This is a genomic window from Martelella sp. FOR1707 (assembly GCF_053484265.1).
In genome coordinates this window covers 269,641-291,200 of sequence record NZ_JBAKFP010000003.1, presented here as the reverse complement: position 1 = coordinate 291,200, position 21,560 = coordinate 269,641, and the positions used below count along the sequence as shown (strand labels likewise).

Here is a 21,560-nt window from a genome sequence, read left to right as displayed (position 1 = left end):
CATGACTGTTGCCGAACTGGAGAGGCCTGACACGGCCAAGACGAAACTCGGAATTATCGACTGTGACATCCACCCCGCAATGACCGACAGGACCGAGCTGTCGCGCTTCATGCCGCTGCGCTGGCGCGAGCATGTGCGCGATTTCGGCATGCGGTCGGGCGGTTCACTCGTCGGCATGCTGCAATATCCGCGTCTCAACCATGGCGGCATGCGCCAGGACGCCTATCCGCCGGAGGGCGGGCCGCCGGCCTCCAGCCTTGCCTTCCTGCAAGAGCAGTTGCTGGACGAACTCAATGTCGAATTCGGCCTGTTGCAGGCGCTGAATCCCGGGCCGTCACTGCAGAACCTCGAATTGAGCGCTGCCGTCTGCGCGGCCATCAACGACTGGCAGGTCGACAAATGGCTCGCCCCGGAACCGCGTCTGAAGGGCGGTATTTCCATTGCCCAGGAAGATGGCGAAGCCGCCGTGCGCGAAATCGAGGAGCGGCTGAAGGACAAGCGTTTTGCCCAGCTGCAATTCGTGCCGCGCAGCCTGGAGCCCGCCGGCCGAAAGCGCTACTGGCCGATCTTTGAGATCGCCGAGGCGCATGACCTGCCGATTGCCGTCCACCCGGCGGCCACCGGCTGGCACGCCAATACCGGCGCCGGTTGGGCGTCCTTTTATGTCGAGGAGCATTACGCCTTCTCCCATTCGGTCCAGACCGTCCTGATTTCGATGATCTTCGAGGGCGTGTTCGAGCGTTTCCCGAAGCTCAAACTGGTGCTGGTGGAGGGCGGTTTCGCCTGGCTGCCGTCGCTGATGTGGCGCATGGACCGCGAATGGGAGCGCATGCGCGATGAGGTGCCGCATGTGAAGCGCCGCCCGTCCGATTACATTCGCCGCAATGTCTGGATCACCACGCAGCCGATCGAGGAGCCGCCGAATGTGCGGCATATGAACAATCTCCTCAACTGGATCGGGGCGGACCGGCTGATGTTCTCGACCGATTATCCGCACTGGGATTTCGACCATCCGGACCGGGCCTTCCGTGTCGGACTGAGCGAAGAGGCAAAGCGCGGCATCATGCGCGACAACGCGATCGCCGTTTACGGACTGGGTTGAGGAGAGGCCATGACCGATCACATCATCTGCAAGGCCGATGAAATTCCCGAGGGCAAGGCCAGACGGGTCGAGGTCGCCGGGCGCGTCATCGCCATCTTCAATCTCGGCGACCGCTTTGCCGCCATCACCAACAAGTGCCCGCATGAGGGCGCGGAACTGTGTCACGGCCGGGTCGCCGCGCTTGTGAATGCCGATGGCCCAGGCGCCTATCGCACAGAGGACGAGAAGATCATGGTTCGCTGCCCTTGGCACGGCTGGGAATTTGATCTTGAGAACGGCCGTTCCTACTGCGACCCGAGCCGGATGCGGGTGAAGATCTTCGACGTCAAGGTGACGCCCGGCGAGAGCCTGGCGGAAGGGCCGTATCGCGCCGAGGTGTTCGAGGTCCGCACAGAGGATGATTATGTCGTCCTCACCATCTGAAAGCGCGCGCCTGCCGGCATTGCCGCTTGAAGGCGGGTGCCAGTGCGGGGCGCTCAGATACCGGGTTAGCCGGGCGCCACTCACCTTCTACCTCTGCCATTGCGCAAGTTGCCAGCGCCAGTCCGGCAGCGCGTTCGGCGAAAGCCTGATGTTTTTCTGCGAGGACCTGACGCTCGAGGGCACACCGCAGGAGCGCTGGACCACCGGCGGTTCGGGCGTGCCGATCCGCCAGACCTTTTGCGGGACGTGCGGCGTGCGGCTGACCCATCAGCGCAAGGACAGCCCGGTTCTGGTGGTCAAGCCCGGCACGCTCGACGATCCGTCCTGGCTTTTTCCGGCGGCGGAGATCTTCACCGCCTCCCGCCAGCCATGGCTCTCGCCACTGTCCGGCGTGGCGCAATATCCGGAAGGACCGGACATGGACCGGCTGAAGCACGACTGGGCGCGGTGGATGGCCGGGCACGAGGAGGAAGGCCGATGAGTGGTATCGTGGTTGTGGGTGCGGGCCAGGCGGGGCTGTCGCTGGTGGCAAAGCTCAGGGCCGAGGGCTATTACGGCGCATTGACGCTTCTGGGTGAAGAGGTCTGGCCGCCCTATCAGCGCCCGCCGCTTTCGAAGAAATTCCTGCTGGGGGAATTGCCGCGCGAGCGCCTATCTCTGCGCTCTCCGGAATTTTACGGCGAGCACGACATCGATCTGAAGCTCGGCGCCCGTGTCGAGGCGATCGACCGCGACGCCGGACAGGTGCGGTTTGGCGATCAGGTTCTTGCCTATGACAGGCTGGTGCTGGCGACCGGCGCTTGTCCCCGGCGCCTGCCGGCGGCGATTGGCGGCGGCCTTGAAAATGTCTTCACCCTGCGCGGCATCGACGATGTGGAAGCCATGACGCCCCGCTTCAAACCCGGCGCGCGGCTTCTGGTGGTCGGCGGCGGCTATATCGGTCTGGAGGCGGCCGCCATTGCCGCGCGTTCCGGGCTTGAGGTGACGCTGATCGAAAGCGCGCCGCGCATACTCGGCCGCGTCGCGGCAAAGGAAACGGCGGATTATTTTCGCAGGCTCCACCGCCAAAACGGCGTTGATCTGCGCGAGGGGACCGGACTTCGCCGCCTTGTCGGCGGTCCGGCGGTCAGGGCTGCGGAGCTGGCCGACGGCACGACGCTCGATGTCGATCTGGTGATTGTCGGCATCGGCGTGGAACCGGCTGCAGCGCTTGCGCAGCAGGCGGGACTGATGGTTGACAACGGCATTGCCACGGACGCTTACGGCCGCACGACGGACCCGAATATTTTTGCCGCCGGCGACTGCGCCAGCTTTCCCCATGGCGGCGGCCGGATTCGGCTGGAAAGCATGCAGAATGCCATTGAACATGCCGAATGCGTTGCGAAGAACCTGCTTGGCGCTGAAACGCCCTACCGGGCGCAGCCATGGTTCTGGTCGGATCAGTATGACGTCAAGCTGCAGATTGCAGGCCTCAATGCGGGTTATGACCGCGTGGTGGTGCGAAAGGGCGAGCGCGAAGGCGCGGTCTCGCACTGGTATTATGCCGGCAGGCGCTTCATCGCCATCGACGCGATCAACGATCCGCGCGCCTACATGACTGGAAGGCGTCTGCTGGCCGCCGGCGCAAGCCCCGACCCGGCACATCTTTCCGCGGCCGACCTGAAATCGTTCGCCGCCGCCTGATATTCTGAGAGGAGAAACCCGGAAGTGGTGAAGATCATCTATATCGAACACGCCGGAAAGCGCCACGCGCTTGACGTCGCTGCGGGCCAGAGCGTCATGGAGGGCGCGCGCGATAATGGCGTCGAGGGCATTGTTGCCGAATGTGGAGGATGCTGTTCCTGCTCCACCTGCCACGTCTATGTGGCCGCCGACTGGTTCGACCGGCTGCCGCCGATCGAGCCGATGGAAGAGGATATGCTCGATTTCGCGCCGGACATGGAGCCGGGCCGGTCGCGACTGTCCTGCCAATTGAGAGTTACCGAAGAGCTTGACGGACTGACCGTCGAGGTTCCCGCCGAACAGGCCTGAACGTCAGGCCGTGCCGGAAAGCGAAAGCGCCGTTTCGCGCAGAAGCTTCAGGAACAGCGCCTGGGCGGCGGTCGGCAGGAAACCCGCGCGCAGCGTCAGCCCGATGGGCCGTTCGCTGCCCGGAAGCTCGAAGGGCAGGGCGACCATCAGCCCATGGCCGATTTCGGCTTCCGCCTGGCGCTTCGAGACGCAGCCGAGATGATCGCTCTTTTCCAGAAGTTCGCGCATCAGGATCACCGAGCGCGTCTCCACCAGTCGCGAGGGGACTGCAAGATCGGCGTCTTCGAAAATGCGGTTGAAATGGCTGCGGATCGGCGTGCCCTCCGGCGCGACGACAAAGGGGTAGCGGGCAAGCGCCTCGAAGGTCGGTTGTAACAGCGTGCCGTCCTTCCTCTCGCGCAGAAGCGGATGCCCGGGCCCGGCGACCAGAACCACGCTGTCGGTAAACAGTTCCTCCTGCACGATATCGCCGATCGGCGCCGGATCACGCAGCGCGCCGATCAGGAAATCCGTCTCGCCGCGCCTGAGCCCGGCAAGCAGGTCGTCGTAATCGCCTTCCAGCACATCGACCGGGATCGCGCGGCCGAGCGCGCGAAAGGCGACGATCGCGTCCGGCAGAACGCAGGCGCGCGACAGCGGCATGGCGCCGACGACGATCCGGCCGGTTTCCCGTTTCATTGCCTCCGCCAGATCGGCATCGGCCTGGGCCAGTTCGGCGAAGGCAAGCCGGGCGGCCTGGGCAAGCGCGGACGCCGCGCGGGTGGCGACGATGCCGAAGGACGTGCGCTCGAATAGCGGTCGGGCCGCCTCGCTCTCAAGCTGGCTGACGGCGCGGTGAACCGTCGGCTGGGCAAGGCCGAGCCGCTTGGCGGCCAGCGTGAAATTCTGCGTTTCGGTGACGGCGATCAGGGCCAGCAGCTGCGCGCGCGTGACCGTGATCTTGAGGCGCGGCGCGACATCGGTGAGCGCGGGATCGAGATAGGCGAAAGCGCGCCTGACGCGACGGGCAAGCGTCTCCCCGGCCTCGGTGGCATAGAGACCCTGCGGCGTGCGCGCAAAAAGCGTCGCCCCGGCCAGACTTGCGATCTTGCCCAGCGCCTGGGTTACGGCCGGTTGCGAGACGAAACACATCTCGGCCGCCCGGGTGACCGAATGCGTTTCGGTGACCGCCAGAAAGACCCTGAGGTGACGAAGATTATAAGGCAAGGGCGTCTCCGCGTCGTGTTCGGCGGATTTATAGCATGCACGACGCAAGTGGCGATCGGAAAGGCCGGTTTGTGTCGCCCTTCACTCTTCCCGGTCGTCCTTTTCCATCGCCGCAAGGATCAGGGCGACGCGTTCAGCGAGCCCGTCGTCCTTCTTCGTCTCCATGCTAAGAGCTCCGATTTCCGCCTGCCAGGCAACCGTTGCCGCGCTCATGCGCGGCTCGAGCCCGAGATCGCTGACGGTTGCCGCGACCTCGCGCATTTCCGCCGCACGCCGCGTTCCGTGCACCATCATCCGCTCCAGGCAATAGGCGGCCTTTCTTGGCCAGTCGATCTGCGGATCGGAGGCGGAAAGCGAGGCGAGCACCTCAGCGCTGACGCCTGCCTTTTCAGCGGCGAGAAAGCATTCCGCCATCAGCGCCTCCGTGCCCTTGATCATCACCGAGCGGATCATCTTCACCGACGAAGCGTCGCCGATCTCAGGGCCGGTCACTCGTCCGTTCATACCAAGGCCTGCCATTGCCTCCGCGCCTTGTATCGCGTGCGGACCCGAGACGAGGCACGGCGTTTCGTGGCGTTTCGGGTGGATCGGGCTCATGATTGCGACATCGACGTAGTGCGCGCCGGCGGCATCGATCAACGCCGCGTTGCGGCGCTTGGTTTCCGGTGAACAGGAATTGCCGTCGAGATAGAGCGTGCCGGGCCTGATATGGTCGGCCGCCGTCTTGGCGGCGGAAAACGCGTTGTCAGCGGTGACCAGACTGAAGACGATATCGCTTCGCTGCAGCAGAGCGGCGGAAGACGGGGCGCAGAAGACGCCGCGCTCGCCGCAGGCCTCGGTGATTGCTTCTGCCGTGTCGTCGCGCAGCGTCTTGATATCGAAGGCGGCAAGGGTCGTGGCGATGCCTGCCGCCGTCCAGCCGTCCGCGATTGCGCGTGCGGCCTCGCCGAAACCGATAAATCCGATGGCTGTCATGGCTCTTCCTCCGCTGGTGTCCGCCCTTTCCGCAAACCGGAACCGACATCTAGAACCGGATGGCCGGGCAAAGACCATTCAAAAGCCCGGCGCGGCTATAAGTATTAGCTATAGAGCGAGGGTACGCTCAAGCCATTCGAATATTTCTGGCGCAGGTCTATAGCAATTTCTTATGCCTGCGCCGCAATCCGAAATTGTCATTGCAGGCTCTCCGGCGTGAGATGGGAAACAACGGAGTAACGGAGGAAACCATGCCGGAAACCAACAAGACCGCGCTCGTGATCAGCGCCCATGCCGCCGATTTCGTCTGGCGCTGCGGCGGGGCGATCGCGCTTCACGCTGCCAAGGGCTATGACGTCACGGTGCTGTGCCTGTCCTTCGGCGAGCGCGGCGAAAGCGCGAAACTGTGGAAGCAGGAGGGCATGACCCTCGACAAGGTAAAGGCGGAGCGCCGCAAGGAGGCCGAACAGGCGGCCGAGGCCCTTGGCGTCCACGATCTCGTCTGCCTCGATCTCGGCGACTATCCGCTGGAGCTTACCCGTGAGGACAAGAACAGGGTGGTCGAGGTCATCCGCAAGGTGCAGCCCGCCTTCATGCTGTCGCACTCGCAATATGACCCCTACAACACCGACCATATGTACGCCACGCAGGTGGCGCTCGAATGCCGGATGATCGCACAGGCCTGGGGGCATAACCCCGGAGAGAAGGTGCTGGGCGCGCCGCAGCTCTATCTGTTCGAGCCGCACCAGACCGAGCAGATGGGCTGGAAGCCGGATACGTTTCTCGACATCACGCCGGTTTGGGAGAAGAAGCGGGCGGCGATCGAATGCATGGCGGGTCAGGAGCACCTCTGGGAATATTACACCCGCGTTGCCATCAACCGCGCCAATCATTTCAAGCGCAATTCCGGCGGCCAGGCATCGGGGCGCGACTGCAAATATGCCGAGGGGTTCCAGTCGATCTTTCCGCGCACGGTCGACGAGCTCTGAGGTCGCGCGGCGGACTGGAAACGCCTTCAGATGAACAATCAAGGGGAGGAACAGGAATGACGACGCAGCCGACAAATCCGAGCTTCGACATCGCCCATCTCGGGCATGTGGAAGTGCTGACCAACAAGTTCGAGGAAAGCCTCGATTTCTTTACCCGGATCTACGGGCTGAAGCTTTCCGGGCAGGATGAGCATTCGGCCTATCTCAGGGCCTGGGACGATTACGAATATGCGACGCTGAAGCTCACGAAATCCGAGACGACGGGCGTTGCCCATATCGGCTATCGCGCCGCCTCGCCGGAAGCGCTGGAACGCCGGGTCGCGGCGATCGAGGCCTCCGATTTCAAGGTGATCGGCTGGAATGACGGCGATCTGAGCCACGGTCGGGCCTTCCGTTTCGAGGACCCCTTCGGCCATCAATTCGAGATCTATTACGACACCAACTGGTACGAGCCGCAGGAAGACGCGGAGAAGGCGGCGCTGAAGAATACGGCATCTGCCTTTACCGGCATGCCGCCGCGCCGCCTCGACCATATCAACCTGCTTGCGGAAGACGTCACCGAGTTCCGGCGCTTCATGATCACCTGCCTCGGCGCGCGGGTGACGGAATATATCCTTCTCGACAATGGCCGGATCGGCGGTTGCTGGTTCACGATCAACAACAAGAGCTATGATCTCGCCTGCACCGAAGAGCATGGCGGCGGCAATGGCCGGCTGCATCACGTGACCTATGCCACCGACCAGCGCGAGGACATTCTGCGCGCCGCCGATATTTTTCTGCAGAACGGCGTCCACATCGAGACCGGGCCGCACAAGCACGCCATTCAGGGCACGTTCTTCCTGTATGTGTGGGAGCCGGCAGGCAACCGCGTCGAACTGGCCAATGCCGGGTCGCGGCTTGTGCTCGCGCCCGATTGGCAGCCGGTCTGCTGGACCGAGGCCGACCGCAAGAAGGGCCAGGCCTGGGGACTGAAGACTATCGAGAGCTTCCACACCCACGGCACGCCGCCGGTCGCCGGCAAGGAGTGAAGGATGAGCACGGACAATCTCAAACTGGCGCCCGGAACCCCCGGCTATGTGATCCAGAACGTGCCGCGCGCCGACGGCGCCATCATCGACGCACTGGGCAAGGCGGGCGTTGCGACGGTGCATGAGGCGCAGGGTCGCATCGGCTGTCTCTCCGCCGATCTGCGACCGATCTATCGCGGCGCGCAGATTGCCGGCTCCGCCGTCACCATTTCCGCCCCGCCCGGCGACAACTGGATGATCCATGTGGCGATCGAACAGCTTCAGCCGGGCGACATTCTTGTGCTCGCCCCGACAAGCCCCTGCGACAACGGCTATTTCGGCGATCTTCTGGCAACCTCGGCAAAGGTGCGCGGCTGCCGCGGCCTGATCATTGATGCGGGCGTGCGCGACACGAAGGACCTCGAGGCGATGGATTTTCCCGTCTGGTCCAAGGCCGTCAGCGCTCAGGGCACGGTCAAGGAAACGCTCGGCTCGGTCAACGTGCCGGTCATCTGCGGCGGGCAGTTGATCGAGGCGGGCGATATCATCGTCGCCGATGATGACGGCGTCGCGGTCGTCAGGCGGGCGGATGCCGAAAAGGTGCTGGCGGCGGCTCAAAAGCGTCTTGAAAACGAGGAGATGAAGCGCAAGCGGCTGGCCGCCGGCGAGCTCGGTCTCGACATATACGACATGCGGCCGCGTCTTGCCGAAAAGGGTCTGAAATATGTCTGAGGATGGCATCCCGTGCCTTTGGATGCGTGGCGGCTCGTCCAAGGGGGCCTATTTTCTGGCCTCCGACCTGCCGGACGGTCCGGCCGCACGCGACGATCTGCTGCTGCGGATCATGGGCTCGCCCGATCCGCGCCAGATCGACGGCATCGGCGGTGCCGATCCGCTGACCTCGAAGGTTGCGATCCTGTCGCCGCCGTCGCGCGACGATGCCGATATCGATTATCTGTTCCTGCAGGTCTTCGTCGACAAGCCGCTGGTGAGCGACAAGCAGGGCTGCGGCAATATCCTGGCCGGCGTCGGTCCGGCGGCGATCGAGCGCGGGCTTGTGCCGGTGATGGGCGATGAGACCGAGGTCAGGATCCATATGGTCAACACCGGCGAGATTGCGGTGGCGCGGATCGAAACGCCCGGCGGAAAGGTCAATTACGCGGGCGATGCCGAAATCGCGGGCGTGCCGGGCGGCCATGCGGCGATCCCGCTTCTGTTCAGGAATATTGCCGGCTCCATGTGCGGCGCGCTTTTGCCAACCGGCAATGCGGCGGACGAGATCGACGGCGTGAAGGCGACGCTGATCGACAATGGCATGCCCTGTGTCATCTTGCGGGCAGAGGATTTCGGCCTGACGGGCAAGGAAGAGCCGGAGGCGCTGGAAAAGGACACGGAACTGAAGAAACGGCTGGAGGCGATCCGGCTGAAGGCCGGGCCGATGATGGCGCTTGGCGACGTGACGGAGGCCTCGGTGCCGAAGATGACGCTGGTCTCGGCGCCGGAAAATGGCGGCTCGATTGCCACGCGTTCCTTCATTCCCCACCGCGTCCATGCCGCCATCGGCGTGTTCGCCGCCATCTCGGTGGCAACGGCGACGCGTATCGAAGGTTCGGTAGCCGTAGATCTGGCGTGTCAGCCCGATGACGGCAATTATCTGATCGAGCATCCGACCGGCGTGCTGGATGTGTTTCTCGACATAGGCCCCGAGGGCGACATCCTCGGCGCGGGCAATCGACGCACGGCCCGCAAGCTGTTTGACGGACGGGTGTTTGCGCGGGAAGCGTGAAGAGCGCTCGTCAAAGACCGCGCCGCGCCACCCGCCAATCCTGTTCCGTAAAAGAAAAGATCCGCATTGTGCTGTTTCGGAACGAAGACAGCAAGGCTGACGGATGGTAGATATCGTGCATGGAGAAAAAGCACGACATTCCGGTTTTCAGCCTGTTCGGAGAGACGGCCCCCTTTCCCGATGTCGTGCATTGCGAGCGCTTTCGCGATCGCGCGCCGCTGCATGACTGGCACATCGGCGCGCACCGCCACGGCCAGATGGCGCAGGTCTTCATCATGCATCGCGGCGAGGCGGTGATCCGCATCGACGGTGAGGTCACGCGTCTCGGCGATGGCAGGTTTCAGTATATCGCGCCGCAGGTGGTGCATTCGCTGAGCATTGCCGGCGGCTCCGACGGGCATGTGATCTCGATGCCGGCCTTCGTCCTGGCAGGCCTCGCTGCGGCTTCCGCCGAGCTCGGCGAACGGTTCGCACGCCCCTTTGCCGGCGCCGCCGATACGACCTCGCTTGCGATCCTGCGCCAGCTTACCGAGTGCTTTCGCTCCGCTAGGCCTTATCGCAAGGCGATGCTGGTTGGGCTCACCGAGGCTTTTCTTGCCGCGATCGCGGCGGCACAGGCGGGCGGGCGCGATACGGCCGGCTCGCCCTACGACCGGCAGCGCCAACGCCTCGATGCGCTGATTGCCGAGCATCTTGGCGAGCGCTGGCGCCCGCAGGATTACGCCCGGGCGCTTTCCATCACCACCGGCCATCTGAGCCGGATCTGCCGGGAGACCGTCGGGCAGAGCGCGACCGATTATATCGAAAATGCCGTGCTCGCAGAGGCCTGCCGGCTGCTCGCCTTCACGCGCGAACCGGTGGCGGAGATCGGCTTCCGGCTCGGCTACCGCGATCCCTCCTATTTCTCGCGCCGCTTCAGGGCATTGCAGGGCGTGACGCCGAGCGACTATCGCGAGCGCTTTTCCACGCGGGTCGAGTGAGGCTTCGCCTCTCGGCTTGCGGTCGGTGAACCGGCATCCACCTCACCTGGCATGGCGTGTCTTCAAAGTCGGACCGGAAGCGGGGCGCGAAGCACGTGGCGTTTCAGCGCCGCCATGGCGGGATCATCAGTGGCGGCAGCGATTCGGCACCAGATCGCCCGGTAGAAAAGTTCGGCGGTCAGCATGGCGAAGTCGTGAGCTTCGGCGGCGGGATCGTGGCCCGCAAGCAGCCGCTCGCGCCGGTCCTGCCAAGCGGCGAGCAGCGAAACGATATCGGACTGCGGGCCAGCAAGCTCGCCGATCAGCGCGGCAAAGGCATCCGCTCCTGCGCCGCCCTCAAGGCGCAGGCCGCGCGTTGCCGTGGTCAGTGCGTGAATGCCGTTGGCCCCTTCATAGATGGCGGTGATGCGGGCATCGCGCCAGACCTGCGACAGGCCGTATTCCGTCAGATAGCCATAGCCGCCGAGCACCTGAATACCGAGATCGGCGGCCCGGATGCCGGCCTCGGAGGCAAACAGCTTGCACACGGGCGTGAGGAAGTCAACGAGCGCCGGGCGGGCGCCAAGCGCCATTTCCACCAGCGCCACATGGCACATGGCGCGGCTGCCGAGGGCGAGCGCCCGTTGTTCATTGAGCATCCGGCGCACGTCGGCATGGTCCGAGAGCATGGCCGGGCTGCCGTCTGCCTTGCGGCCCTGCTGGCGCTCGCCGGCATAGGCCGTTGCAATGGCCGAGGCGCGCGCGGCATGGGCGACGCCCTGCAGCGAAACATCGATGCGGGCGTGGTTCATCACCGTGAACATCGCCTTCAGGCCTTCGCCCTCGACGCCGATCAGTTCGGCCGGTGTGCCGTCGAACACCATCTGGCAGGTGGGTGAGGCATGGAGGCCGAGCTTCTCTTCGATCCGCGTGATCCTGATCGTGTCGCCGGCGCTCTGTCTGTCGCAGAGGAACAGCGACAGGCCCTTTACGCCGTCAGCGGCAGCGCCCGTGCGCGCGAGGACGAGATGCAGAATGTTGTCGGAGATGTCCTGGTCTCCGCCCGAGATGAATATCTTTTCGCCGTCCAGCCGAAAGGCCGCGCCGTCCCTGCGCCCCACGGTGCGGATGCGGGAGAGATCGGAGCCGGCGCCGGGCTCGGTGAGGCACATGGTCGAAAGCGCCTCGCCGGAGGCAAGCCGAGGGATCCACGCTTGCTGCTGCGTTTCGGTCCCGAAGTGGAGGAGCGTCTCAGCAGCGCCGGGCACGAGGCCCGTCACCATCTGCAGCGCATGGTTGGCGCCCGAAAAGATTTCCGAGACGGCGGACGCGATAACAGGCGAAAGCCCCATGCCGCCGAATTCTTCCGGTGCGGTGAGCCCCTGCCAGCCGCCGTCCGCCAGCTGGCGAAAGGCATCGGCGAAGCCTTCCGGCATCTTCACCCGGCCATTCTCCAGCCGGCAGCCCTCGGCATCGCCCGTGGCGTTGATCGGGGCGATCACGCCTTCGGCGAAATCGGCAAAATGGCCGATGATCTCGCTGGCCAGCGCGTTGTCCCAGTCGGGAAGACGGTCGGCGCCAGCGACATCGCGCAGCGAGAACAGGATATCGTCAACGGGGGCCGAAAACGGGATCATTTCAGGCCTCCACGCCCAGAAGCCGCATGGCGTTTTCCTTCAGGATCAGCGGCCGCACCTCGTCGCGGAAGGCCGCCTTGTCGAAGGCGTCGAGCCATTTCTCCGGCGCGATCATCGGCCAGTCGGAACCGAACAGCATCTTCTTCTTCAAAAGCGTGTTGGCGTAGCGCACCAGGATTTCGGGGAAATATTTCGGGCTCCAGCCGGAGAGATCGATATAGACATTCGGCTTGTGCTGGGCGACCGCCAGCGATTCTTCCTGCCAGGGGAAGGAGGGATGGGCGAGAATGATCGGCATATCGGGAAAATCGACCGCGACATCGTCGATATACATTGGATCGGAATATTTCAGCCGCATGCCGTTGCCGCCTTTCATACCCGAGCCGACGCCGGTCTGGCCGGTGTGGAACAGCGCCGGCTTGCCGGTCTCGGCAATCGCTTCATAAAGTGGATAGGCCATCCGGTCATTGGGGTAGAAGCCCTGCATGGTGGGATGGAACTTGAAGCCCTGGACGCCGTGGTTTTCCACCAGATCGCGGGCCTCGCGCGCGCCGAGCTTGCCCTTGGCCGGATCGATCGAGGCGAAGGGGATCAGGATATCGCTCTCCTTGGCGCAGGCCTCGGCCACCTCGTAATTGTTGTAGCGGCGATAGCCGGTCTCGCGTTCGGCATCGACGGGGAAGATCACCGCGGCGATGTTCATCTTGCGGTAATGCGCGGCGGTTTCCGGAATGGTCGGCGGATGCGACCAGGGCGCGTTGAAATATTTCGCCATCGCCGACTGCAGCTCGTCATAGCCGTCATCGGCGTGGCAGCCGCAGCTTTCCTCGGCGTGGGTATGGAAATCGATGGCGCGTACCTTGGAAAAATCAACCATGTCTTTGTCCTTCAGACCCGGATCAGGGCCGGATCCTGATTATCATAAAGCCGTTCCAGAAGCTCGGCCCGGCGGGTGATGATCTTGCGGGTGTTGAGCGACCCCTTGTCGGTGACCTCGCCATCCTTCAGGCTCGGCGGCTCGGCGAGAATAATGGCGCGGGCGATGCGCCGGGCCGAGCCGGTGGCCTTGCGCGCCAGAAGCCGAAGCTCCCAGTGGATCGCGGCCTGCAGATGGGCGTCGATGACCGCGCCCTCCGATGTGTTGCCGTCATGCACGGCGTCCGGATGGGGAAAGATGAAGAGGCCGATCTCGCCGCGATCATGGCCGCAGACGACGACATCGCGTACCCGGCCCTTCAGCGCCTCCAGCGCGTCGAGCCGCAGGCGGCCGGCCTGTACCCAGGTCCCGGTCATCAGCTTGAAATCCTCCGAGACACGGCCGTCGAAATAAAGCCCCCGATCGTAGTCCTCGGGGTCAACGAAGCGCAGCGCATCGCCGGTGATGAGAAAGCCTTCCTCGTCGAAGCTTTCGGCGGTCTTTTCCGGGTCGCCGAAATAGCCGGGCATGACATTGATGCCCTTGACCCGCAGTTCGCAGCGCATGTCCTCATCGGGCATCAGCTTGATCTCGGTTCCCGGAAGCGGCACGCCAATTACGCCGGACCGGCCGATCTGTTCGTGCAGCATGATGGCAGCTGGCGCGGTCTCGGTCATACCCCAGGAGGCGATCATCAGCGGCAGGCGGCCCTGTACCTCCATCGCCATATCCTCAAGTCTGGTCCAGATATCCTGCGGCAGCGAGGCGCCGGCGTAAAACAGCATGTCGAGATCGCCGAAGAAGGCTTCGCGCAGCGCAAGATCCTTCTCCATGGCGTGGACCAGCATGGAAAAACCAACCGGCACGTTGAAGGCGAGATTGCCCGGATGCATCTTGGTGTTCTCGATGCTGGTGGCGATGTCGCGCGCCGTCGGCTTGCCGTGGTCGATATAGAGGCTGCCGCCATGGGCGAGCATCATGTTGACATTGTGCGAGCCGCCGAAGACGTGGTTCCAGGGCAACCAGTCGCAGATCACCGGCGGACGCTCCTTGATGAAGGGCAGCACCGAGGCCATCTGGCTCTGGTTGGCGCACATCATGCGTTGCGTGGTCATCACCGCCTTGGGATTGGAGGTGGAGCCCGAGGTGAAGAGCAGTTTCGCCAGCGTGTCAGGTCCGACCTTCGCATGGGCGGCTTCAAGGTCCACGCCCGGATCGCCTTTCATCAGGTCGGAAAAGGCAATGACGGGGCGCGGCGCGCCTTCGGTCGTCACCGCGACGACCGGAATATCATCGAACTCCGGATGGGAGAGGGCGGCGGCAAACTTGCCCGCATCATCGACAAAGGCGAGCGCCGGGTTGATCTTGGCGATCGCGTAGGCGAGCCGTCCATGGGCCTCCTCGATCAGCGAATATTGTTCGGCGAGCGGCGCAGTTGGAATGCCGGCATATTGCGCGGCAAAGGACAGAAGCGCGTGGTTGACGCCATTGCCGGACATGATCAGGATCGGCCGTTCCGGCCCGAGTCCCATCGCCAGAAGCCCGGCGGCGAGCGCGCGCACGATCTCCAGCACTTCGCGGTATCCATGCTCGCGCCAGCCGCTACCCGACCTTTCGGCCAGGAAAACACGGTTCGGCGCTTCTTTCGCCCATTTTTCAAGCCATTCGCCGGTGTGGTTGACGACGGGGTCGAGCGGCACGTTGGACTTGGCGATCAGCGCGCCATCCGCGCGCTTTTCGATGTTGACCGAATGCGCGACGAGCGTCAGTTCCTTTGCGCGAACGTCCATGTCTGTTCCTCCCGAGGTTTCCGGGCGCAAGGCCGCGGCAAACCTCTCCTTTCAAACGGTTCGGCGAGAGCGAAAAGCCTCCTCCGGCTTTTCGTCGTCTTGTGTTGCGGGTCGTCTTTTCGGGCGACCACTGTTTTCGTCTAAAGCGCGCGGCTCACACGCTGGAGCAGGCTCAGCAGAAGCGTGCGCTCCTCTTCATTCAGAACAGGCCCGAACAGGGCCGTCTCATGCGCCTCGACCACGGCGCGTGCCCTTTCCCAAAGCCTGCGCCCTTTCGGCGTGGCGCGCAGGGCATAGGTTCGCCGGTCGCCGGGTACGCGGTTGCGCGAAATCAGATCGTCGCCCTCCAGCGCATCGACCAGAACCACCATGCCGGAGCGCTCCAGCTTCAGGACCTGGGCAAGCTGCGACTGGGAAATGTCGGGGTTTTCGACAACAACCGAGAGTGCGGAAAAGGTGGCGACCTTTAGGCCGAGCGGTTCCAATACGCGGTGCATGTCTTCCCGCACTACGAGGAAACTCCGCTTCATGTTGTAGCCGATGAATTGGCGCAGCAGTTCATCGGTCGCGACCGAGGCATTGCGATCGGCCTCTGCGGGGGCGGTCTTTTCGGGTCTGATCATGTCTGTCCTTTCTCAGCCCGCGACGAGGTCAACGAGCCAGAAGCTGAGCGCCGGAAACGCGATCAGCAAGATGATGCGCAGGAGTTCCGACAGGATGAAGGGGATCGTCCCGCCGAAGATGGTCTTGAGCGGTATGTGTTTTGCCATGGACGAGATGACGAAAAGGTTCATGCCGACCGGCGGCGTGATCATGCCCATCTCGACCACCACCAGCGTGATGATGCCGAACCACAGCGCCGTGTGCTCCGGCGTCATGCCGAAATCGAGCGCCATGATGGTGGGGAAGAAAACGGGCACGGTGAGCAGGATCATCGACAGGCTGTCCATCACGCAACCCATGATCAGGTAGAAAACCACGATTGCCAGCATCACGGTCATTGGCGGCAGGCCGGACTGTGCGAACCAAGCGGCAATATCCGTGGGCATGCGGCTCAGCGCCAGCGCCACGTTGAAGATATCGGCGCCGAAGACGATGGCGAAGATCATGGCTGAAGCGGCGGCGGTGTCGATCAGCGAGCCGATCAGGTCACGGAAGGTGAGGCCGCCCGTCAGCACGCCGACCAGAAGCGTTAGCACCACGCCCACCGACGCGCCTTCTGCCGGTGTGAAAAAGCCGCCATAGATGCCGCCGAGCACAACTATGAAAATGCCGACAATGTGCCAGATGCCGAGCACGGCGCGGAAGCGTTCTCGATAGGGCACGGGCTCGTGGTTCGGCCCCTGTTCGGGAAAGAGCCGGACAACGATGGCAATGGCGATGAAGAAGCCAATGACCGCGATCGTCGCCGGAATGGTTGCCGCCAGGAAAAGCTTGACGATGTTCTGCTCGGTCAAAAGCGCGTAGATGATCAGCACTACAGACGGCGGGATGAGGATGCCGAGCGTTCCGCCGGCGGCCAGCGAGCCGGCCGAAAGCGCGCCCGAATAGCCGTGCTTGCGCATTTCCGGCAGCGCCACGCGGGCCATGGTGGAGGCGGTGGCGAGCGACGAACCGGAGATCGAGCCGAACATGGCGCAGCCGGCAACGGCCGCCATGGCGAGGCCGCCGCGGAAATGACCGATCCAGGCGTTGGATGCGCCGAAAAGTTTTGCGGAAATGCCGCTTCGGGTGGCGATATGGCCCATCAGGATGAAAAGCGGCACGATCGCCAGCTCGTAGGACATGAACTTGTCGACCCAGGCGGTGTCGAGATAGAAGATCAGGCTCGAGGCGCCGCCGAGCAGGATATAGCCCGCCGCGCCGACAGCGCCCATGGCAAGGGCGATCGGCATTCTGAGGAAGATCAGCGCCAGCAGGATGACGATCATGCCAAGCGCAATGGCCATCGGTTCCATCACGCGCCCTCCGTCATGGGATCGCGTGCGCGGGCATTGACCAGATCGTCAATGCCGGTGATGAAGGCGACGAGCGCCGAAAGCCCGGTTCCGGTAACAGCGGGCACATAGACCAGCCACACAGGAAAACCGAGCAGCATGGTGCGGTCGCCATAGCCGTAGATTGTCTCGAGGCCATGGATGAGCCGCCAGCAGATGATCGACCAGCCGATACCGAACAGCACGGTCCAGAACCCGTCGAGACGGCGCTGGCCGGCGGCGGGAAGCCAGTTGGTGAACAGATCCACCATCACATGGCCTTTGGTAAATTGACAGTAGGGCAGGAACAGCGAGGCGCAGGCCGCGCAGACGAGTTCGACGGCTTCGAAATCACCGCGAATGCCGCCAAAGCCGAAAATGCGCATCAGCACGGAAAGCGTGACCATCAGCGCGGCCGCGAAGGCGGCAAGCCCGCCCGCGCCAGCGGCGACGAGGCAAAGCCGGTAGAGCCAGACGAAGCGGGGGCGCGATGCCCCCCGCTTGCCGGGACTGGATGGGATTTGCTCCGCCATCAATCAGCCCTGATCCAGAAGGTCGTTGGCGCGCTTGAGAATGGCCGCGCCGTCATAGCCCTTGTCGTCGAGCTTCTTCTGCCAGTTGGTCGCAATCGGTTCGGAAACCTTGCGCCATTCGGCGATCACGTCCGCGGGAATCTCGACGATCTCGTTGCCATGATCCCTGACGACGTTTTCGCCGGCGGCCTCGGCCTGGTCGAAGGAGATGCCGAGGCGCTTCGACAATTCCGGGCCGGAATGGGCATCGAGAACCTTGCGGGCGTCCTCGGGCATGGCCTCATAGGCGCGCTCGTTCATCACCAGCGAGAAGGTGTTGGTGTAGATGCCGCGTGCGCCGGGGGCGGGCATGGCGGAGTAGCTGGTCAGTTCCTGCAGTTTGAAGGCCGGAACTACCTCGAAGGGCAGGCAGCAACCGTCGATGACACCGTTCGAAAGGCCGACAACCATTTCCGTGACGGGGAAGAACACCACTTCCGAGCCAAGTTCCGTCAGCATTTCGCCCGTTGACTGGTTGGGCGCGCGAAGGCGCATTCCGGCCATGTCTGCGGTTGAGGTAATCCCCTTGTCGCGGGTGTGCAGCTTGCCGCCGGCATGGGTATGGAAGGCAAGCGGCTTCATGCCCTTGTATTCGTCCTGTCCGAATTCGCGCATCAGCGTGTCCATCGCCACAGAGGTCTTTTCCGCGTCCGTGACCATGAAGGGCAGCGCCATGGTCTCGGCAACCGGGAAACGGTCCGGTGTGTAGACCGGCAGCGTCCAGGCGATATCGACGATGCCCTGGCGGGCCTGATCGGCAAGCTGCGGCGCCTTGCCGCCAAGCTGCATGGCCGGGAAAATCTGCACCTCGATCGCCCCGTTGGAGGCCTCGGCGAGTTCCTTGGCCCAGGGCTCGAACACTTGTCTCTGCACCGGCGCCATGGCCGGCAGGAAGTGGTGCAGTTTCAGCGTCACCTCGGCTGCGTGCGCGTGGCGCAGGAAAGCGGGGGCGGCAAGCGCCGTACCCAATGCGGCAAGCGCCGTGCGGCGGGTCATTTTCAAACGATCAGTCATGACGGTTCTCCTCCCTTAAGACTGACTGGACGATATACGCGTGGTTCTCCCCCGCCTCTCTCCTTGCGGGCGAAAGAGCCGACCTAACGAAAGACCGGCGCGCGCTTTTGCAGAAAAGCGTTGAGGCCTTCCTCGGCATCCGCGCTCGTCTGCGATACGGCCGCGCACAGGCTTTCGGCAAAGAGCCCGTCCGCGCGCGGCATGTCTGAGATCCGGCTGATTGCCTGGATCATCATGTAGTTGGAAAGCTGGGCGTTCTTCGCGATCTTCGCCGCAAGCTCGCGCGCCAGCGCCATTGCCTCGCCCTCGCCGACGCTGTAATGGGTCAATCCCAGCGTCAGGCCTTCCTCGGCATTGTACTTGCGGCCCGTCAGCATCATCTCGCGCATCCGGTCGGGGCCGAGAATGCGGCCGACGCCGACCGTCGCGCCGCCGCCGACGAAGATGCCGCGCATGCCTTCCGGCAGCTGGAAGATTGTCGAGGGCTCGGCGATGCGCACATGGGTGGCGGATGCGAGCTCCAGCCCGCCGCCGATGACCGCGCCGAACATGGCGGAGACGACCGGCAGGCCGGAAAACTGGATGCGCTCCATCACCCGGTGCCAGTTGCGCGAATGATACATCGTGCCTTCCGCATCGCGGGCAACGTGTTCTGCAAGATCGAGGCCCGAGCAATAGTGACCACCGGCGCCGGTCAGGATGATGACGCGGATGCCCTGCGGCGGTTTGCTGAAGAAGGCGTCCAGCGCATCCAGCAGGGCGTCGCACATGGCATTGCGCTTTTCCGGCCGGTTCATGGTCAGCGTCGCGATCGGTCCGTCGACCTCGATGGTCAGGATTTCGGTGCTCGCGGAATGGGTGTTCATCATGCGTCCTGTCGTCTCTCTTGTGGCCTTATTTCGGCGGCATCCGCGCCGCGGCGTCGAGGCGGATCACCGAGCCGTTCAGCATCGGGTTTTCGATGATCTGCTCCACCAGCCGGGCATATTCATCAGGCAGGCCCATTCGGCTCGGGAAGGGCACGCTGGCGAGGATTTCGGCGCGAATATCATCCGGCAGGCCTGCGCTCATGCCCGTCTCGAAAAGGCCAGGCGCGATGCTCATGACGCGGATGCCGAAGCGCGCAAGCTCGCGGGCGGCCGGCAGCGTCATCGCGGCGACCCCGCCCTTGGAGGCGGAATAGGCCGCCTGACCGATCTGGCCGTCCTCATAGGCGACAGAGGCGGTGTTGACGATCACGCCGCGCGCGCCATCCTCGTCAAGCGGCGCGGCTGCGGCCATGGCGCGTGCCGCAATGTTCATCACGGTATAGGTGCCGACGAGATTGACCCTCACCGTCCGCTCGAACAGGTCGATGGTCAGCGAACCGTTGCGCGGCAGGATACGTGTCGCCGTGCCGATCCCGGCGCAGGAGACCACGATGCGCGGCGCGCCGAGCGTGCGGCTCACCGTGTCGAAGACCGCGGCAATGGCCGAGGCATCCGTCACGTCCGCGCCGAGGCCGATCCCGCCGATCGCCTCGGCGGTCCGCTCGGCGGCCTCCGCCGAAAGGTCGATGACGGCCACCTTCGCGCCGCGGGCGGAAAGCCGCTTTGCCGTCGCTTCGCCAAGGCCGCTCGCGGCCCCCGTGACCAGCGCCACTTCACCTTCGATCTTCATGAAATCTCCTCAACTCCCACCAGAAGTAGAGCGCGACTTAATTGTTTTGTCAATGAACAGTTTTTTATATCGCATATTTTTTTGATATTCGGCAAAATGCACGATTACTACCATTCATTGCCGATATCGTGCATTCCCCCTGCCCCGGTCGCGGCGCTAGCTTCCTGCGACAAGACGGAGGAGGTCTTTCATGAAAACGCAAGTTGCCATCATCGGCGGAGGGCCGTCGGGTCTGCTGCTGTCCCAGCTTTTGAACCGGCAGGGCATTGAAACCATCATTCTGGAGCGCGCCAGCCGCGACCATGTTCTGGCCCGCATCCGCGCCGGCATTCTCGAATGGGGCGCGGTCGAGCTTCTGCGCGAGGCCGGCGTCGGCAAGCGGATGGACGCCGAGGGTATCCCCCATGATGGCTGCGTGCTGTCGGACAATGATCTTCAGGTGCGCATCGATTTCGCCGGCCTGACAGGGCACAAGGTCATGGTCTACGGCCAGACCGAGGTGACCGCAGACCTCTACGAGGCTCAGGATGCGATGGGGACGCCGATATTTCACGGCGTGGAGGACGTCACGATCGGCGATCTCGGCGAGGCGCAGTCGACCGTGAGCTTCACCCATCAGGGCGAGCGCAAGACAATCACCTGTTCCTATGTCGCCGGCTGCGATGGCTTCCATGGCGTTTCGCGCCGCACCATCCCGGAGGAAAAGCGCCAGGAATTCGAGCGTGTCTACCCGTTCGGCTGGCTCGGCATCCTGTCGCGCACCCCGCCGGTCCACGACGAACTGATCTACGCCAATTCCGATCGCGGTTTCGCACTCGCCTCCATGCGCAGCAGGACGCTCAGCCGCTACTATGTGCAGGTGCCGCTCTCCGACAAGGTCGGGGATTGGTCTGACGATGCCTTCTGGAGTGAGCTGAAGCGCCGCCTGCCGAGCGAAGTCTCTGCACGATTGGTGACAGGAAATTCGATCGAGAAGAGCATTGCGCCTTTGCGGTCCTTCGTTTCCGAGCCGCTTCGCTGGGGCAATCTCTTCCTTGTCGGTGATGCCGCGCACATCGTTCCGCCCACCGGCGCCAAGGGGCTCAACCTTGCTGCTTCGGATGTCTGGTATCTCTTCCATGCGCTCGTCGAGCGGTTCGGTTCCGGTTCTTCGTCGGGCATAGACGCCTATTCCGGCCGGGCGCTGCAACGCATCTGGAAGGCCATGCGCTTCAGCTGGCAGATGACCATGCTGCTGCACCGCTTCGACGACGAGGACAGCTTCGCCGGCCAGATGCGCAAGGCGAGTCTTTTGCACCTGTCGCAATCGGAAACCGCGCGCCGGGAGCTTGCCGAAAACTATATCGGCCTGCCTTACTGAGCTTGTCCACCCGTTTCAGGCCTACTGCCTTGAGCCGTCTTCTGCGGTGACGTACGGCCATTGAACGGGACATGTGTTTTCTCTCGATTGTCCAATATTGTCGACGATGGTGAAGAGACGCCATGAAGCAAGCATTGGCCGTGCGGCGCGCGGCCAAG

Annotated in this window: 22 protein-coding genes; 11 read left to right on the top strand and 11 right to left on the bottom strand. The window is 63.7% G+C overall.

The genetic code is table 11. From position 1 onward, the window contains the following. Nucleotide 1: 1 nt before the first annotated feature. Genes V6765_RS09280 through V6765_RS09260 form a run of 5 tightly spaced genes read left to right on the top strand, consistent with a single transcriptional unit; the run spans nucleotide 2 to nucleotide 3,556 of the window. Nucleotides 2-1,102 carry an amidohydrolase family protein gene (locus tag V6765_RS09280; protein ID WP_448428006.1) on the top strand — a complete coding sequence of 367 codons (1,101 nt, stop codon included), beginning with the start codon at nucleotides 2-4 and terminating at the stop codon, nucleotides 1,100-1,102. Nucleotides 1,103-1,111: 9 nt separating this feature from the next. Then, nucleotides 1,112-1,525, top strand: coding sequence for a Rieske (2Fe-2S) protein (locus tag V6765_RS09275; protein WP_448428004.1), 414 nt, complete (start codon nucleotides 1,112-1,114; stop codon nucleotides 1,523-1,525). Beyond that, the gene (locus tag V6765_RS09270) at nucleotides 1,506-2,006 is read left to right on the top strand and encodes a GFA family protein (RefSeq protein ID WP_448428002.1); all 501 of its coding nucleotides are present in this window, start codon (nucleotides 1,506-1,508) and stop codon (nucleotides 2,004-2,006) included. Before V6765_RS09275 ends, V6765_RS09270 begins: the two co-directional genes overlap by 20 nt. Continuing rightward, complete coding sequence (locus tag V6765_RS09265) at nucleotides 2,003-3,208, top strand: NAD(P)/FAD-dependent oxidoreductase (RefSeq protein WP_448428000.1); 1,206 nt, start codon at nucleotides 2,003-2,005, stop codon at nucleotides 3,206-3,208. Before V6765_RS09270 ends, V6765_RS09265 begins: the two co-directional genes overlap by 4 nt. A 24-nt stretch (nucleotides 3,209-3,232) precedes the next feature. Next, nucleotides 3,233-3,556 carry a 2Fe-2S iron-sulfur cluster-binding protein gene (locus V6765_RS09260; RefSeq protein ID WP_448427998.1) on the top strand — a complete coding sequence of 108 codons (324 nt, stop codon included), beginning with the start codon at nucleotides 3,233-3,235 and terminating at the stop codon, nucleotides 3,554-3,556. A 3-nt stretch (nucleotides 3,557-3,559) separates the two neighbouring features. On the opposite strand, the gene V6765_RS09255 is transcribed toward V6765_RS09260, so the two are convergent. Beyond that, nucleotides 3,560-4,762 (bottom strand): LysR family transcriptional regulator, encoded by a 1,203-nt coding sequence (locus tag V6765_RS09255; protein ID WP_448427996.1) that lies wholly within the window; start codon nucleotides 4,760-4,762, stop codon nucleotides 3,560-3,562. 81 nt (nucleotides 4,763-4,843) lie between these two features. After that, a complete protein-coding gene (locus tag V6765_RS09250) occupies nucleotides 4,844-5,737 on the bottom strand; it encodes a DUF1932 domain-containing protein (protein WP_448427994.1) in 894 nt (297 codons plus the stop codon). A gap of 251 nt (nucleotides 5,738-5,988) precedes the next feature. Here V6765_RS09250 and V6765_RS09245 point away from each other — a divergent pair, with 251 nt between their 5' ends. The 5 genes from V6765_RS09245 (at nucleotide 5,989) to V6765_RS09225 (ending at nucleotide 10,499) form a co-directional block, all read left to right on the top strand. Beyond that, entirely contained in the window at nucleotides 5,989-6,726 is a 738-nt protein-coding gene (locus V6765_RS09245) for a PIG-L deacetylase family protein (protein ID WP_448427992.1), read from the top strand. 56 nt (nucleotides 6,727-6,782) lie between these two features. Further along, a complete protein-coding gene (locus tag V6765_RS09240) occupies nucleotides 6,783-7,754 on the top strand; it encodes a VOC family protein (protein WP_448427990.1) in 972 nt (323 codons plus the stop codon). Between the two features lie 3 nt (nucleotides 7,755-7,757). Beyond that, nucleotides 7,758-8,465: a 4-carboxy-4-hydroxy-2-oxoadipate aldolase/oxaloacetate decarboxylase gene (locus V6765_RS09235; protein ID WP_448427988.1), complete on the top strand. Its 708-nt coding sequence runs from the start codon at nucleotides 7,758-7,760 to the stop codon at nucleotides 8,463-8,465. Then, nucleotides 8,458-9,519, top strand: coding sequence for a 4-oxalomesaconate tautomerase (locus V6765_RS09230; protein WP_448427986.1), 1,062 nt, complete (start codon nucleotides 8,458-8,460; stop codon nucleotides 9,517-9,519). The genes V6765_RS09235 and V6765_RS09230 overlap by 8 nt, the downstream gene beginning before the upstream one ends. Nucleotides 9,520-9,638: 119 nt before the next feature. After that, on the top strand, nucleotides 9,639-10,499 hold the full coding sequence (locus V6765_RS09225) for a helix-turn-helix domain-containing protein (RefSeq protein ID WP_448427984.1): 861 nt from the start codon (nucleotides 9,639-9,641) through the stop codon (nucleotides 10,497-10,499). Between the two features lie 62 nt (nucleotides 10,500-10,561). On the opposite strand, the gene V6765_RS09220 is transcribed toward V6765_RS09225, so the two are convergent. The 9 genes from V6765_RS09220 to V6765_RS09180 form a co-directional block, all read right to left on the bottom strand. Next, complete coding sequence (locus V6765_RS09220; protein WP_448427982.1) at nucleotides 10,562-12,115, bottom strand: acyl-CoA dehydrogenase family protein; 1,554 nt, start codon at nucleotides 12,113-12,115, stop codon at nucleotides 10,562-10,564. A gap of 1 nt (nucleotide 12,116) precedes the next feature. Further along, nucleotides 12,117-12,992, bottom strand: coding sequence for an amidohydrolase family protein (locus V6765_RS09215; protein WP_448427980.1), 876 nt, complete (start codon nucleotides 12,990-12,992; stop codon nucleotides 12,117-12,119). Nucleotides 12,993-13,003: 11 nt separating this feature from the next. Next, nucleotides 13,004-14,821, bottom strand: a complete 1,818-nt coding sequence (locus tag V6765_RS09210) for a feruloyl-CoA synthase (RefSeq protein ID WP_448427978.1) — start codon at nucleotides 14,819-14,821, stop codon at nucleotides 13,004-13,006. A 140-nt stretch (nucleotides 14,822-14,961) separates the two neighbouring features. Next, nucleotides 14,962-15,444, bottom strand: a complete 483-nt coding sequence (locus tag V6765_RS09205; protein WP_448427976.1) for a MarR family winged helix-turn-helix transcriptional regulator — start codon at nucleotides 15,442-15,444, stop codon at nucleotides 14,962-14,964. A gap of 12 nt (nucleotides 15,445-15,456) precedes the next feature. After that, the gene (locus V6765_RS09200) at nucleotides 15,457-16,779 is read right to left on the bottom strand and encodes a TRAP transporter large permease (protein WP_448427974.1); all 1,323 of its coding nucleotides are present in this window, start codon (nucleotides 16,777-16,779) and stop codon (nucleotides 15,457-15,459) included. After that, the gene (locus V6765_RS09195; protein WP_448427972.1) at nucleotides 16,779-17,330 is read right to left on the bottom strand and encodes a TRAP transporter small permease; all 552 of its coding nucleotides are present in this window, start codon (nucleotides 17,328-17,330) and stop codon (nucleotides 16,779-16,781) included. The genes V6765_RS09200 and V6765_RS09195 overlap by 1 nt, the downstream gene beginning before the upstream one ends. Before the next feature lie 3 nt (nucleotides 17,331-17,333). Next, the gene (locus tag V6765_RS09190) at nucleotides 17,334-18,383 is read right to left on the bottom strand and encodes a TRAP transporter substrate-binding protein (protein WP_448427970.1); all 1,050 of its coding nucleotides are present in this window, start codon (nucleotides 18,381-18,383) and stop codon (nucleotides 17,334-17,336) included. Between the two features lie 83 nt (nucleotides 18,384-18,466). Then, nucleotides 18,467-19,249 carry a crotonase/enoyl-CoA hydratase family protein gene (locus tag V6765_RS09185; protein ID WP_448427968.1) on the bottom strand — a complete coding sequence of 261 codons (783 nt, stop codon included), beginning with the start codon at nucleotides 19,247-19,249 and terminating at the stop codon, nucleotides 18,467-18,469. Nucleotides 19,250-19,277: 28 nt separating this feature from the next. Continuing rightward, the gene (locus V6765_RS09180) at nucleotides 19,278-20,042 is read right to left on the bottom strand and encodes an SDR family NAD(P)-dependent oxidoreductase (protein WP_448427966.1); all 765 of its coding nucleotides are present in this window, start codon (nucleotides 20,040-20,042) and stop codon (nucleotides 19,278-19,280) included. Between the two features lie 190 nt (nucleotides 20,043-20,232). On the opposite strand from V6765_RS09180, the gene pobA reads away from it, so the two are divergent. Continuing rightward, nucleotides 20,233-21,402: a 4-hydroxybenzoate 3-monooxygenase gene (gene pobA / locus V6765_RS09175; RefSeq protein ID WP_448427964.1), complete on the top strand. Its 1,170-nt coding sequence runs from the start codon at nucleotides 20,233-20,235 to the stop codon at nucleotides 21,400-21,402. Nucleotides 21,403-21,560 lie beyond the last annotated feature (158 nt).

Excerpts from the sequence above, each read along its gene's own strand:
- V6765_RS09280 (WP_448428006.1), top strand. The coding sequence starts at position 2 with ATGACTGTTGCCGAACTGGAGAGGCCTGACACGGCCAAGACGAAACTC.
- V6765_RS09275 (WP_448428004.1), top strand. The coding sequence starts at position 1,112 with ATGACCGATCACATCATCTGCAAGGCCGATGAAATTCCCGAGGGCAAG.
- V6765_RS09270 (WP_448428002.1), top strand. The coding sequence starts at position 1,506 with ATGTCGTCCTCACCATCTGAAAGCGCGCGCCTGCCGGCATTGCCGCTT.
- V6765_RS09265 (WP_448428000.1), top strand. The coding sequence starts at position 2,003 with ATGAGTGGTATCGTGGTTGTGGGTGCGGGCCAGGCGGGGCTGTCGCTG.
- V6765_RS09250 (WP_448427994.1), bottom strand. The coding sequence starts at position 5,737 with ATGACAGCCATCGGATTTATCGGTTTCGGCGAGGCCGCACGCGCAATC.
- V6765_RS09245 (WP_448427992.1), top strand. The coding sequence starts at position 5,989 with ATGCCGGAAACCAACAAGACCGCGCTCGTGATCAGCGCCCATGCCGCC.
- V6765_RS09240 (WP_448427990.1), top strand. The coding sequence starts at position 6,783 with ATGACGACGCAGCCGACAAATCCGAGCTTCGACATCGCCCATCTCGGG.
- V6765_RS09235 (WP_448427988.1), top strand. The coding sequence starts at position 7,758 with ATGAGCACGGACAATCTCAAACTGGCGCCCGGAACCCCCGGCTATGTG.
- V6765_RS09230 (WP_448427986.1), top strand. The coding sequence starts at position 8,458 with ATGTCTGAGGATGGCATCCCGTGCCTTTGGATGCGTGGCGGCTCGTCC.
- V6765_RS09225 (WP_448427984.1), top strand. The coding sequence starts at position 9,639 with ATGGAGAAAAAGCACGACATTCCGGTTTTCAGCCTGTTCGGAGAGACG.
- V6765_RS09220 (WP_448427982.1), bottom strand. The coding sequence starts at position 12,115 with ATGATCCCGTTTTCGGCCCCCGTTGACGATATCCTGTTCTCGCTGCGC.
- V6765_RS09215 (WP_448427980.1), bottom strand. The coding sequence starts at position 12,992 with ATGGTTGATTTTTCCAAGGTACGCGCCATCGATTTCCATACCCACGCC.
- V6765_RS09210 (WP_448427978.1), bottom strand. The coding sequence starts at position 14,821 with ATGGACGTTCGCGCAAAGGAACTGACGCTCGTCGCGCATTCGGTCAAC.
- V6765_RS09205 (WP_448427976.1), bottom strand. The coding sequence starts at position 15,444 with ATGATCAGACCCGAAAAGACCGCCCCCGCAGAGGCCGATCGCAATGCC.
- V6765_RS09200 (WP_448427974.1), bottom strand. The coding sequence starts at position 16,779 with ATGGAACCGATGGCCATTGCGCTTGGCATGATCGTCATCCTGCTGGCG.
- V6765_RS09195 (WP_448427972.1), bottom strand. The coding sequence starts at position 17,330 with ATGGCGGAGCAAATCCCATCCAGTCCCGGCAAGCGGGGGGCATCGCGC.
- V6765_RS09190 (WP_448427970.1), bottom strand. The coding sequence starts at position 18,383 with ATGACTGATCGTTTGAAAATGACCCGCCGCACGGCGCTTGCCGCATTG.
- V6765_RS09185 (WP_448427968.1), bottom strand. The coding sequence starts at position 19,249 with ATGAACACCCATTCCGCGAGCACCGAAATCCTGACCATCGAGGTCGAC.
- V6765_RS09180 (WP_448427966.1), bottom strand. The coding sequence starts at position 20,042 with ATGAAGATCGAAGGTGAAGTGGCGCTGGTCACGGGGGCCGCGAGCGGC.
- pobA (WP_448427964.1), top strand. The coding sequence starts at position 20,233 with ATGAAAACGCAAGTTGCCATCATCGGCGGAGGGCCGTCGGGTCTGCTG.